This window comes from uncultured Photobacterium sp. (assembly GCF_947502415.1).
Lineage (GTDB): Bacteria > Pseudomonadota > Gammaproteobacteria > Enterobacterales > Vibrionaceae > Photobacterium.
Genome location: NZ_CANMZV010000017.1, coordinates 16,814 through 29,790, shown reverse-complemented (window position 1 = coordinate 29,790; position 12,977 = coordinate 16,814). Strand labels below are relative to the sequence as shown.

Genomic DNA, 12,977 nt, shown 5'->3' with positions numbered 1-12,977 from the left:
GATGACTGACAAAAAAACCAATAATGAAACTCCTGCAGATAACAAGCAATCGGCAGCGTCAAAAGCTACGGATAAGCCAGGTCAATCTAGTGCCAAAGCGCAAGCACCTGAAGCCTCCACAGCCCCAAAGAAGCCGGCAGACCGCACTGAGGCCAGCCAAACTAAACCCGCTCCCCAGCCAGCCGAAAATAAAAACGGCAACAAGACTGGCGCAATTGCCATTGCCCTGGTCATAGCGCTTGGTGCGGGCCTTTACTTCCATGGCCACCAGCAAACGCAGGACCAGAATGCCAAGATGGCAACACTTCAGCAGCAACTGGAAAGCATGCAGGGGCAACTAGAGGCAAGCAAGCAAGAAACCCTTAATCAGGTCGAGACAAACCTTCAGCGCACTGATGTTTCCCTTTCCCAACAGGAAAAATCCATTACCGGCCTGCAAATGGCTCTGGCTGAAATGAAAGGCCGCCGTCCAAACGACTGGCTACTGGCTGAAGCCGACTATCTGGTTAAAATGGCTGGACGCAAGTTGTGGCTGGAGCATGATACCGTCAGTGCAACCGTGCTACTGGAATCTGCCGACCACCGTATCGCCGAGCTTAACGATCCGAGCCTGACACCGATCCGTGAAGCTATGCACAGCGATATTACCGCACTCAAAGCCGTTGCCCGTATTGACCGTGACGGCCTGGTACTGCGATTGACCAGCCTGCAAGAAACCATTGCAACACTTCCACTGGCGAATGCCATCGTACCGGAAGCTGAAGCAGTTAAAGAAGCCGCAGTATCGTCATCGGTCAAAGACTGGAAAGAAAACCTGATGACCTCACTGAAGAACTTCAGCGAGCACTTTGTTACCTATCGCACCCGCGACGGCAGCGTGATCCCGCTACTATCGCCGAAACAAGACTTCTACCTGCAGGAAAACATCAAGTCGAAGCTGGAAACCGCGATCAAATCGGTCTATCGCGAGCAGGGTGAGCTTTACAACAAGTCGCTGCTAATGGCCAAAGAATGGGCCGAGCAATTCTACGACATGGAAGATCCGGCAGCACAAAGCTTTATCCAGACCCTAGATAAGCTGGCCAAGGAAGATATCGAAGCCAGTTATCCGAATACACTGAAGTCCCAGCCGCTGCTCAACGATGCCATCAGCGAACGCCTTCGCCAACAAGTGAAACCACTTAGCACAGAGGAGAACCCAGCATGATTAAACTTCTATTGCTGGTCGCTGCGCTGATCGCCGGTATCGTTGCCGGGCCGAAGCTGGCGGGCAACCAAGGCTATGTCCTGATCTCTGTCGCCAATCAGACTCTGGAAATGAGCCTGACCACTTTGCTCCTGCTGGTGATTATCCTATTAGGTGCCTTCTTCCTGCTGGAAAACATCGTCAAGCGCCTGCTGTCACTGAGCAGCACAACCCGAGGATGGTTCTCCGGCCGTAAAGCACGCAAAGCACGCCTGCAAACCTCAAACGGCCTGGTAAAAGTACTTGAAGGTGACTGGAAGCAGGCTGAAAAGCTGGTTATCAAAGCAGCCAAACACAGTGACACACCGCTGCTGAACTACTTAGCTGCCGCAGAGGCTGCACAAGGCCAAGGCGATACAACTCAGCGCGACGAGTACCTGAAACTGGCTGCCAACATCGACGACCAAAGCCTTGCCGTTGCTTTAACCCGTGCCAAGCTTCTGTTCCGCCAGCAGCAGTACGAACAGGCCGTTGCCACCCTGCAAGGAATCAAGCAAGACCACAGCCGCAACCCGATATTGCTTGCACTGCTGAAAGACTGCTACCTGAAACTGGAAGACTGGAAACCATTGCTGGCAATGCTACCTCAACTGACAAAACTAGGTGTGGTCAACGCAGATGAAAACGCCGAGCTATATGTAAAAGCCGAATGCGGTCTGATGACTCATATCACCCAACAAAACGGCAGCGACGGTCTGATGGGCCACTGGAACAGCCTGAGCCGCAAAGCCAAGCAGCAACCTGAGCTGATTGCCTGTTTCGTCAAGCTAATGAGCAGCCGCAATGCCGATAGCGAAGCCTATACCGTGCTGCGCGATGCGCTGAAGAAAAACAACGACGAAGCACTGATCGAGCTGGTACCAGCCCTGAACCTGCCGGACTACCACCCAGCAATTGTCCGCCTGCAGGATCTGCTGCGCTATGACAGCAACAATCCAAGCACCCACAGTGCCCTTGGCCAGCTGTTCATGCGTGAAGAGAAATGGGAAGATGCCAAACAACACCTTGAAAAAGCCATTGAGATCCACCCGAACATGACCGACTACGGCTACTTAGTCGATGTAATGGAGAAACTCAATGACAACAAAGCGGCTGCCGATTTATCCCGCCAGGCCCTGACTCTGGCACTTCCAGCCAAGAGCTAATGTCATAACAACATTATCCGCTAAACAAAAAAGCACCTTCACGGGTGCTTTTTTGTGAGCCACATCATTAGCTTACACGCAAAAACTTATTCATTTGTTTCTAAGTGTTAACAGTCATTTCATCTTGTATCTATACCATTGATAGCATATAAGAGAAGGTGTTCAATACCGCTTCTAGTCGCTGATAATAGATGGATAACAGACAATGGATATGCTTCCTTGGCTAATCGTTTCTGGCATTGTTGTTTCCGTGATCACCTGCTTAATGACAGCGGTACTGATCAAAGAATCATAAGCCATAAAAAAAAGCCTCCATAATGGAGGCTTTTGCGATCTATAGATTCCATTACAGTCGCAGCGCATTTTTAGCCTTCTGTAATGCCTCATCGTAACGCTGTACTGCTTTAGCCGCTTTCTTCAGTCGTTTAAGCTTCTTCTTAGCGAGTTTCTTCAGCTGCTTGGCCTGCTTCTTCGTCACCGTCGGCTTTGACACGACATCTTCATGTTCGATCACATCAATCGCAGCCAGATGCGCCTGAGCAGCGGGCGTTATCACAACATGTTCGCCCAGCTTATGCTTTTGTTTATCTGGTGCTACAGCCGACTCAGCCTTATTCATCGCCTTCACTCTCAAAGCACTGGGCTTACACAAATACGCTTTATCACTTGCCGCACGGGCGCAGCTACTGCACACAAACCGTGGCTCACTGACAATCTTGCTGATGATCGCGAATTTATCAGCGATCTCAACCCGACTGTACTTACACAAAGACTTTGCCATCTCCCACGACTCCTTTAGGAACAGCCCGCTTTACTATCCTTAAACCGTAACACGATATCAGCGGCTTGCTATTTCATTGCTGCAATAACATAAACATCAAAGCGATTTTTCTTTGTTTCAATCGCCATCGACGGCTTTTGCTGATCCAAAAATTCAGCATAATCCGGACGCTTGACCACTACACGTTTGGTCGCCAAGGCCATTGCCGGTGTCAGCAGGCTATCAGCATCGTTATCGGCACCGACCAGGGTCTGAAATACCCGCATCTCTTTTTTCACCAGTGCCGATTTTTTCTTATGGGGATACATAGGATCCAGGTACACCACATCCGGCGCGGTAAAATCCGGATCCGCCGCCAATTTATCAAGTGCATCATGGCTCGATGCATGCAGCAAGGTCAGTCGCTCACTGATCCAATCCCCAATATCCGGATCCTGCCGGGCCCGGCGCAAACCGTCATCCAGCAAGGCCGCCACAACCGGATGGCGCTCCACCATCTGAACCTTGCAACCCAACGATGCCAGCACAAAAGCATCGCGACCCAATCCAGCAGTCGCATCGACAACCGTTGGCGTCACCCCGCCCTTAAGCCCGACAGCCTTGGCTATCGCTTGCCCCCGGCCACCGCCGAATTTGCGTCGGTGAGCCACCGCTCCGCCAGCCAAATCGACATATACCGCTCCCAGTTTAGGCTCGTCACGCTTACGCAGCTCTAACCTTTCGGCCGTAAGCTCCAAAGCAAACGTACTATCTTCATCATGGCTGAGTCCCCAGCGCAGGGCCAGTTCATCCAGCTCATGCTGGCGTTCGGGAATGTCACAAATTAGGGCGAGTTGCACAGGATTCTCCGGTTCAAAAACAACAAGCGCCGCCACTTCACAGCAGCAGCGTATGAAGGCGGATTATAGCACCGCCTCGGGCTCCTGGCGCAACTCAGTCACCAGCTCAGCCAGCGGACGGGGGCGACCATACAAATACCCCTGGGCATAATCGACCCCAAGGGCATTAAGCCGCTGCAAAATAGCCTCACTCTCTACAAACTCAGCTACTGTTTTCTTGCCCATTTTCTTGGCTAGGTCATTGATAGCCTTAACCATAGCAAAGTCCATTTCATCTTCAGCAATGCCCCGTACAAACATCCCGTCAATCTTAATGATATCGACCGGCATTCGTTTCAGGTAACCGAACGAGGACAAGCCCGAGCCAAAATCATCTAAGGAAACCAGGCAGCCCAATTGCCTAAGCTGAGTAAACAGCATAATGGCCTCACTCAGATTACCGATAGCGGCAGTCTCAGTAATTTCCAGGCACAGCTTACGGGTTGGCAGACCGGAACGACGGATTTTATCCACCAGAAAGTAAACAAAATCCCGATTGCCCATCGATTGTCCCGACAGGTTTATTGCACACAATTCAAGCTGTTCGACAGCCTCAGGGTGAGCGACCAGCCAGTCAATAACCTCATTTATCACATAGCGGTCAATCAGGTGAGCCAGGTTATAACGCTCCGCCGCTGGCATAAACAGCCCCGGCGAGATAACCGAGCCATCACGGTCTCGGATCCGGACCAGAATTTCATAATGTTGCTTGCGGCTGGTTACTGTCAGCGGTGCAATTTGCTGGGCATACAACTCCAGTCTCCGCTCGGCCAGAGCCTCGTGGATCAAGTTGACACATTCCATTTCCAGCTCACGACGCTTGAGCTCTTCATCATCGGGGTGATACAGGTGCAGACGATTTCGCCCTTCATCTTTAGCGGCATAACAAGCAGTATCGGCCTGAGCATGAACCTGTTGCGGCGAGCCCGCCGTATCATCAATCAGCCTGAGTCCAATCGAACCACTGAAGTTAAAACGAGTGGTCTGCCAGTAAAACTCCGCCTCTTCCAGCACAAGCAGAACTTCAGTTGCAAACTTCACCGCTTCCGCCTGACTGCAATGACGCAAAATAACAGCAAACTCGTCACCACCAAGTCGCGCCAGGGTCGCCTGGCTCGGGGTGATCCCCCGCAAAAGCAATGCCACTTGCTTCAAAGCTTCGTCACCGGCCTCATGGCCAGCGGTATCATTGATCACCTTGAACTGATCAAGGTCGATATAAAACATGGCATGGCGCGCGCCCTGCTCCCGGGCCTCACACAGTACGGTCTCAAGCTGCTGCTCAAAGTAATTCCGGTTATACAAATCCGTCAGGAAATCGTGGCTGGCCTGGTACTCCAACTTGGCCTCAAGTTCATGGGTCGCCGTCACATCTTCCCCAACCAGTAACAGCTGCTGCTTAAGCTGGGCCGGACGAATGGTCTCACGAATCCAAACCGTCTGACCATCAGCACACCGGTACCTGACCTGTCGGCGCCAGACCTGCTGCTCGTTGATCTCACGAACACCGGAAATAAATTGCTGCGGCACCGGAACATCATCAAAATAAAACTCCGTCACCTTGTGTCCCAACAACTGCCGCTTGTCGTAACCGAGCAGATCGGCAGCAAATTGGTTAACCGACTGAATTCGAGCCTTATTATCCAGTGCCAACAGGATCACCGGCTGCTGCTCGTAGAGCACCCGGTAGCTAACTTCACGTTCGCGCAGCTTCTCTTCCATCTGATGACGGGTTGTAACATCACGGGCCTCAAACAGTAACTGCTCTTTATCACCAACCGAGCTTGGCATCCGCTTCATGGCAATATCCAGTACCCGCCAACCATCATCACTACTTTTCACCTCGACTTCGAACCGTACCCGTTGCTCCTGCCAGGCAGCTTCAAATGCCTGGCTCAGGCACAGTGTCGCTCCCTGATTCCAGCACAACCAACGCCACAGCGGACGGTCGTATTTAATCACCGCACGTCCGACAAGGTTTTGCAGGGCAAGGTTCCCGGAGATCAGCACACCGCTGTCATCCAGCAACCCGATATATTGGAAACTCTGATCAAACACCCCTTCAAACAACGCCCGGCTTCGCTGCAGCTTCTGCTCTCCCTTGTGCAGGCGGCGGATAATAAAACCGAGCAAGATAATTATCGCTCCCATGATCACCACCGCCACCGTCAGTGCCCATAGCTCCTTCTGATAGCGATCGAGCCAACTCAAGGGCTTATTCATAACCACAATATCATCGCCGTTAACGGTCATTTCCCAACGTTGCAGGGCCTGGTAATTGAAAATCTCTTCACCTGGGGTATGGACAAAAACCGGCAGTTCCTTAATCCCGCCGTTAATGATCGCCGCCAGCAACTGGCCAGCCAGGCTCCCGGTCTCAAAACCGTCCGTCATCACGCCGCCAAGTACGCCATGCTGAAGCATAAAACGATAGGAAACATATATAGGCGCATTGGCGCGCTCAGTCAGGGATTCAAGAAAATCAGAGCTGGACATATACTTACCAGTACCGTCCTGGAAGTAACTCAAAAAGATAATAGCTGAATTTTCCGGCAGTTGGGCAACCTGGTCGTAAACTTCCAGGAAGCTCCCCTGCGACAAGCGGTGAAACACAACACCGGAAGGGTTCATCGCAATATAACGCTCCACCCCCAGCCACAAAGCCTGACCGGTATAAGTCTTATCAGCTATGACATAGATGTGCTCCAGATCCGGCTGGAGCTCGCGGGCCAGCTCAATATTATCGGAGGCATCCATGGTATCGAGTACACCGGCGACCTGACGCAGACGATTATATTTATCTGGTAAGTAATTATTGACGCCCGCCATCACCACAGGGGTATCACCAATCTCATCCGCCAACTGGTTGATCAGCCACAAGGCATGGTCATCAGTCACCACAATGGCCCGGTACTTTTTATTGGCCAGCTTAGTGCGATAAATATCAAGCAACTCGTTGAGGTAACTTTCTGACTGGTAGCGTTTACTATCCATGTAACTAACATGGAACGGGATATTATGATGCTCAATCGCTGATTCCAGTCCGGCCTGCATAGCATCCGTCCAGCTCATACCACGATGGTAGGAGTGGATGACCAAAGTGTCTTTTACCTGAGCAAAAACAGGGGCGACCAACAGCGCAAGAAATAAAACAAGAAACCGCATAAAACGTCGAGAAGATCCTATCGTTGATGTCCCCCTGCAATTCCGGCCAGACAGCCGGCACCGCCGCTCCCTGCAGCTATGAGTGGGTCATTATTTTTTAGGTACTTGAGCGCGCTCAGTATAAGATATGAACAGTGAACTATAAACAAGGGAATCAATAAAACCATGACCCAGCAACCTCGGATGGATGATTTAGACCGCGATATCCTCAAGGCCCTGATGAATGATGCCCGGATCCCCTATGCTGAAATGGCCAAGCTGTTCAACGTCAGCCCGGCAACAGTGCATGTCCGGGTAGAAAAAATGCGTGCCGCCGAAATCATTACCGGAACCGAAGTGGTCGTGAACCCGAAGCTACTCGGCTATGACGTGTGCTGTTTTATCGGCATCAATTTAAATGCCGCACGTGATTACCACTCTGCGCTGGCCAAACTGAACGAGCTCGAAGAAGTTGTCGAGGCCTACTACACCACCGGGGCCTACAATATTTTCGTCAAACTGATGTGTAAGTCGATTGAAGAACTGCAGTATGTCCTGATCGACAAGCTACAGGCCATTGACGAAGTCCAGTCTACCGAAACCCTGATCTCCCTTCAGAACCCGATCAACCGCAATGTGAAGCCTTAAAGCTAGATATAACAAAAGCAAGGCCTACAAAAGCAAAAAGCGAGGCTCAGAGGGCCTCGCTTTTGTCTAATCATCGCGACTATCGGTTACTCAGCTTGGTTGTCCAGCTCAGCCTTACGCTCGGCAGCTTCTTCAGCCAACCATTCGGCAACCGTCTTAGCAAAGTACGTCAGGACACCATCAGCACCGGCACGCTTGAAGCACAGCAGAGATTCCATAACAGTCTCGCGCTCTTTCAGCCAGCCATTCTGGATCGCCGCCATATGCATCGCATACTCACCAGATACCTGGTAAGCAAATGTCGGTACCTGAAGCTCGCTCTTAACCCGGCGAACCACATCCAGGTATGGCATACCCGGTTTTACCATTACCATGTCCGCACCTTCGTTAACGTCCATCGCCACTTCATGCAGCGCTTCGTCACTGTTGGCCGGATCCATCTGATAGGTTTTCTTGTCGCCGCCTTTCAGGTTGCCCGACGAGCCGACGGCATCACGGAACGGGCCATAATAGTTAGAAGCATATTTCGCTGAATAAGCCATGATCTGGGTATGGATATGACCGGCTTCTTCCAGCGCCTCGCGAATAGCGCCAATGCGGCCATCCATCATGTCTGACGGCGCAACGACATCCGCACCCGCTTCAGCGTGTGACAATGCTTGCTTGATCAACACTTCTGTCGTCACATCATTCATCACATAACCGGTCTCATCGATGATACCGTCCTGGCCGTGAATCGTGAACGGATCAAGAGCCACATCAGTAATCACACCCATCTGTGGCACATGCTCTTTCAGCAGGCGAACGGCGCGCTGAACCAACCCTTCCGGATTGTAGGCCTCGGCTGCACAAGTACTCTTGAAATCCTGGGAGATCACCGGAAATAGCGCGATAGCCGGGACGCCAAGCTTCGCCAGATACTCAGCTTCTTTAAGCATGAGATCGAGAGACAGGCGTTCAATACCTGGCATCGAGTCAACCGTTTCGCGGCGATTCTTGCCCATAAGGATGAACATCGGGTAAATCAGATCATTCACAGAAATCTGGTTTTCTGCCATTAGTCGGCGGCTAAAGTCATGCTTACGCATGCGACGCATACGGCGTGCTGGAAACGCGCCCTGGATAGATACAGACACTGCATACTCCTTGTTGGGATGATTCGCTTTTTGCTGATAATACCACTCTCAGTCAGAGTGCGGGTGTCCCGATTGCAAAAAATGCCCTTGTAGTTGCATAAGAAGCCGCCATCAGCTCAGCCGGATCCTGCTCACGGCACTGGGCAATCACCGAAGCAATATGCGGCAGGAACTTCGGCTCATTGCGACTGGACTTCGGTTTTGGCCGGTAGTCACGCGGTAGCAGATACGGGCAATCCGTCTCAATCATCAACCGATTCTCCGGGATATAGCGAACAATATCGCGAAGTTCAGTTCCACGGCGCTCATCGCAAACCCAGCCGGTGATCCCAATATGCAAATCAAGCGCTAAGCAATCTCTCAGCTCAGCTTCGGTTCCGGTAAAGCAATGCAAAACCGCCGCCGGCAGCTTGTCGCGCCACGGCTTTAAAATCGCCATAAACCGCTCATGGGCATCACGGCAGTGCATAAAAACGGGCATATTCAGCTCGGCAGCCAAAGCCAGTTGCGCCTCAAACACCGCCTCTTGCTGAGGGCGTGGCGAGAAGTCGCGGTTGAAATCCAACCCGCATTCACCAATCGCCACCACTTCCGGCTCACCGGCCAAACGCCGAATAGCAGGCAGGGCCAAATCGTCAACGGTCTTGGCATCATGGGGGTGAACCCCGGCCGTGCTGTAACAGTATTGCGGCCACTGGCTAGCCATGGCCTGCGCCTGCAAGCTCTCTTCAATACTGGTACCAGTCAAAATCAGCCCCTGTACCCCGGCTTCCTTAGCGCGAGCAACTACCTCATCGCGATCTTTGTCAAAACGACTATTGGTTAAATTCACCCCGATATCGATCATCTTGTTATCCGTGTCAATATTATCAATTTCATAAAAAAACCGGCCTGGAGGCCGGTTCTTCTGTTATATGCTTGGCTTAGTGCTCATCATGGCCAGCCGTTTCAGTTTCATCCTCTTCTTCCTCATCGCGGATATAGAAGCGGGAGAAGAACAGGCCTACCTCAAACAGCAAGCACATCGGTATTGCCAGCAGTGTCTGCGAAATGATGTCCGGCGGCGTCAGCAACATACCCACCACAAAAGCTGCCACAACAATATATGGCCGCTTCTGCTTCAGGCTCTGCGGATCTGTAGCCCCAGTCCAACACAGCAGGATAATGGCAACAGGGATCTCAAACGCGATACCGAACGCCATGAACAATGCCAGAACAAAGTCCAGATAACTGGCAATATCGGTCGCTACCTGCACCCCTTCAGGCGCAATACCGGTGAAGAAACCAAATACCAGCGGAAAGACCACAAAATACGCAAATGACACACCAGCGTAGAACAGCAGCGAGCTGGAGAACAGCAGCGGCATGATCAGCTTACGCTCATGCTTGTACAGACCAGGAGCAATGAACCCCCAGACCTGGTACAAAATCATTGGCACAGCAATAAACACTGAGGTAACCAAAGTGAGTTTTATTGGTGTGAAGAAAGGCGATGCCACATCCGTTGCAATCATCGTCGCCCCTTCAGGGAGACGCTCGACCAGTGGGGCCGACAAAAATGCATAGATGTCGTTGGCAAACCATACCAAACCAAGAAAAACCACTATTACACTCAAAATTGAACGCAGCAGCCGATTACGCAGCTCTACCAAATGGCTGAATAATGGTTGCGTGTCTTCGACTGTAGACATAGTGATGTAATTTAATCCTGCTTTTGAGAAGTCGTTGCTGAGGTTTGCTCGTTTTTCTCAGCATAGGGACGCTGCACCTCTGCTGCGGCTTTTTTCAGCTCATCAACAGAGTTGTTCAGATCAGGAGATAAATCCTGCATCCCCATTTGCTCGGCCTTTTTCAGATTTTCCTGCAATTCCTGAATCTTCAGTTCCTGCGAGATTTCATCTTTGACCGAGTTAGCCATATTACGAGCAGCACCCACCCAGCGCGATACCGAACGGATCGCGACGGGAAGGCGTTCCGGCCCCAGTACTACCAATCCCACCACCGAGATCAATATTAACTCCCAGAACCCGATATCAAACACGCGTTAAACCTGCTCTTTGTCTTTCTGGCTCTTCTGAGCCTGCTCGTCTTGCTGGTTGTCAGCCAGTTTCTTCTGGTCGAAATCCGCATCTGCGTCTTTCTTGGCTGCTGGCTCATCGTCACCGATTGCTTTCTTGAAGCCCTTCACCGCCGAACCCAGGTCACCGCCCAGTGTGCGCAGTTTCTTGGTTCCGAAAAGAAGAACGATGATCAGTGCAATGATTAGCAATTGCCAAATACTAATACCACCCATGCTTGTTTTACCTCAGCTTATTGTGGTTGATAACAAAAACGATATGTGTTGGAAGCATACTTTACCTGCTATTTGCGGCAAGCACGCCATCCAAGTAACCAAAACGTGCCCCCCATTGCGGCGGAAATCGCCGGATAAGTTTCAATATGATTACTAAAAAGTATGGCAGAACATACAACCAGGGTTGCACCAATGCCAAAATAGAACCTTGCATGGCTCTGATAACGCCGACTTTCCATGAAACTTTCGAAAAGTGTATCGATGCGCTGGTTGAGCGTATTGCTCTGACGCAAACTGTCGTAAAGTAATTCCGGCAGCTCAGGCAATTTTTCTGCCCAGAACGGCGCCCTACTTTTAACACCTTCGATCACCGCTTGTGGTCCAACCTGGCGAGACATCCAGTCTTCCAGAAACGGCTTGGCGGTATCCCACAGATCAAGCTGCGGATAGAGTTGACGACCTAATCCTTCCACATACAGCAGGGTTTTCTGCAGCAATACCAACTGCGGCTGAACTTCCATATGGAAACATCGCGCGGTATTGAACAGATTCAGCAACACATGGCCGAAAGAGATGTCTGCCAACGGCTTTTCGAAAATCGGCTCGCAAACCGTGCGGATGGCAAACTCAAAGTCATCAACATTGGTATCTTGCGGCACCCAGCCGGAATCGACATGCAACTCGGCTACCTTACGGTAGTCACGATTGAAAAATGCCAGCAGGTTTTCCGCCAGATAACGCTTATCTTCGCGGTTCAAGGTACCGACAATACCACAATCCAGAGCAATCCACTGCGGATTCTCGGGATTTTCACGGGCAACAAAAATATTCCCAGGGTGCATGTCGGCATGGAAGAAACTATCACGAAATACCTGAGTGAAGAAGATATTCACCGCATTTTCTGACAACAGCTTCATGTCGGTGCCATTTGCCACCAGCGCATCGACATCAGAAACCTGGATCCCGTAGATACGCTCCATCACCAACAGACTTTCACTGCTAAGGTCGGTAAACACCTCTGGTACATACAGCATGTCGCTGTCTTCGAAGTTGCGGCGCAACTGGATACCATTGGCGGCTTCACGCATCAGGTTCAGCTCATCCAGCAACGTTTTCTCATACTCCTGCACCACCTCGACCGGGCGCAGTCGGCGGGCTTCGGGCAAGAAACGTGACAGAATCCGAGCCATCCGGTACATCAGCTTAATATCCGCCTGGATCACCGGCAGGATATCCGGACGGATCACTTTCAGTACCACCTCACGGCCGTTTTCCTTCACGATTGCAGTATGAACCTGGGCAATCGAGGCTGAAGCCAGCGGGGTTTCGTCAAAATCATCAAACCAGGTTTCCAGCGGACCACCCAGCGACGCTTCAATATGTTGCTTGGCCAGCTTACCGTCAAACGGGGCGACCTGATCCTGCAGCAGGGCAAGCTGATCAGCGATATGCGGGGGAAACAAGTCGCGGCGGGTCGACATCATCTGGCCGAACTTAATCCACACCGGTCCCAATTCCTGCAGGGCTAAGCGCAGACGCTCGCCCAACGGCTTATCCGCATGCTCATTCTTAACCCAGAACAGCGACTTGCGTGCCATTTTCGGCAATTCCACCCGAGGGTCATCCGGCAGAAATTCATCCAATCCGTAACGCAACTTAACGGTGGTGATTTGGTATAAGCGTTTAAATTCCGAAGATGTGATCAT

Annotated in this window: 13 protein-coding genes; 3 read left to right on the top strand and 10 right to left on the bottom strand. The window is 51.4% G+C overall.

What is annotated here, in order from left to right:
* The first annotated feature begins 1 nt into the window (after position 1).
* Together hemX and Q0852_RS16825 are read left to right on the top strand one after the other, a co-directional pair.
* Positions 2 to 1,207: a uroporphyrinogen-III C-methyltransferase gene (gene hemX / locus Q0852_RS16830; protein ID WP_299019891.1), complete on the top strand. Its 1,206-nt coding sequence runs from the start codon at positions 2 to 4 to the stop codon at positions 1,205 to 1,207.
* On the top strand, positions 1,204 to 2,391 hold the full coding sequence (locus tag Q0852_RS16825) for a heme biosynthesis HemY N-terminal domain-containing protein (protein ID WP_299019889.1): 1,188 nt from the start codon (positions 1,204 to 1,206) through the stop codon (positions 2,389 to 2,391). Before hemX ends, Q0852_RS16825 begins: the two co-directional genes overlap by 4 nt.
* A gap of 174 nt (positions 2,392 to 2,565) precedes the next feature.
* On the opposite strand, the gene Q0852_RS16820 is transcribed toward Q0852_RS16825, so the two are convergent.
* The 4 genes from Q0852_RS16820 to Q0852_RS16805 form a co-directional block, all read right to left on the bottom strand.
* Positions 2,566 to 2,691, bottom strand: a complete 126-nt coding sequence (locus Q0852_RS16820) for a hypothetical protein (RefSeq protein ID WP_299019887.1) — start codon at positions 2,689 to 2,691, stop codon at positions 2,566 to 2,568.
* A 46-nt stretch (positions 2,692 to 2,737) separates the two neighbouring features.
* Positions 2,738 to 3,172 carry a hypothetical protein gene (locus Q0852_RS16815; protein WP_299019885.1) on the bottom strand — a complete coding sequence of 145 codons (435 nt, stop codon included), beginning with the start codon at positions 3,170 to 3,172 and terminating at the stop codon, positions 2,738 to 2,740.
* 68 nt (positions 3,173 to 3,240) lie between these two features.
* Complete coding sequence (locus Q0852_RS16810; protein WP_299019884.1) at positions 3,241 to 4,011, bottom strand: class I SAM-dependent methyltransferase; 771 nt, start codon at positions 4,009 to 4,011, stop codon at positions 3,241 to 3,243.
* Positions 4,012 to 4,074: 63 nt separating this feature from the next.
* Complete coding sequence (locus tag Q0852_RS16805; protein ID WP_299019882.1) at positions 4,075 to 7,215, bottom strand: ABC transporter substrate binding protein; 3,141 nt, start codon at positions 7,213 to 7,215, stop codon at positions 4,075 to 4,077.
* A gap of 165 nt (positions 7,216 to 7,380) precedes the next feature.
* On the opposite strand from Q0852_RS16805, the gene asnC reads away from it, so the two are divergent.
* Positions 7,381 to 7,842: a transcriptional regulator AsnC gene (gene asnC, locus Q0852_RS16800; protein ID WP_299019880.1), complete on the top strand. Its 462-nt coding sequence runs from the start codon at positions 7,381 to 7,383 to the stop codon at positions 7,840 to 7,842.
* Between the two features lie 86 nt (positions 7,843 to 7,928).
* Here the strand turns inward: asnC and hemB are convergent, their stop codons facing one another.
* The 6 genes from hemB to ubiB all read right to left on the bottom strand — a co-directional run bounded on the left by hemB (position 7,929) and on the right by ubiB (position 12,977).
* Positions 7,929 to 8,978, bottom strand: coding sequence for a porphobilinogen synthase (gene hemB / locus Q0852_RS16795; protein ID WP_299019878.1), 1,050 nt, complete (start codon positions 8,976 to 8,978; stop codon positions 7,929 to 7,931).
* 52 nt (positions 8,979 to 9,030) lie between these two features.
* Positions 9,031 to 9,825 carry a 3'-5' ssDNA/RNA exonuclease TatD gene (tatD, locus tag Q0852_RS16790; protein WP_299019876.1) on the bottom strand — a complete coding sequence of 265 codons (795 nt, stop codon included), beginning with the start codon at positions 9,823 to 9,825 and terminating at the stop codon, positions 9,031 to 9,033.
* A 76-nt stretch (positions 9,826 to 9,901) separates the two neighbouring features.
* Positions 9,902 to 10,669: a Sec-independent protein translocase subunit TatC gene (tatC, locus tag Q0852_RS16785; protein ID WP_299019875.1), complete on the bottom strand. Its 768-nt coding sequence runs from the start codon at positions 10,667 to 10,669 to the stop codon at positions 9,902 to 9,904.
* Positions 10,670 to 10,680: 11 nt separating this feature from the next.
* Positions 10,681 to 11,019, bottom strand: coding sequence for a Sec-independent protein translocase protein TatB (gene tatB / locus Q0852_RS16780; protein WP_299019874.1), 339 nt, complete (start codon positions 11,017 to 11,019; stop codon positions 10,681 to 10,683).
* A gap of 3 nt (positions 11,020 to 11,022) precedes the next feature.
* Positions 11,023 to 11,271 (bottom strand): Sec-independent protein translocase subunit TatA, encoded by a 249-nt coding sequence (tatA, locus tag Q0852_RS16775; RefSeq protein ID WP_299019873.1) that lies wholly within the window; start codon positions 11,269 to 11,271, stop codon positions 11,023 to 11,025.
* Between the two features lie 68 nt (positions 11,272 to 11,339).
* The gene (gene ubiB / locus Q0852_RS16770) at positions 11,340 to 12,977 is read right to left on the bottom strand and encodes a ubiquinone biosynthesis regulatory protein kinase UbiB (RefSeq protein WP_299019872.1); all 1,638 of its coding nucleotides are present in this window, start codon (positions 12,975 to 12,977) and stop codon (positions 11,340 to 11,342) included.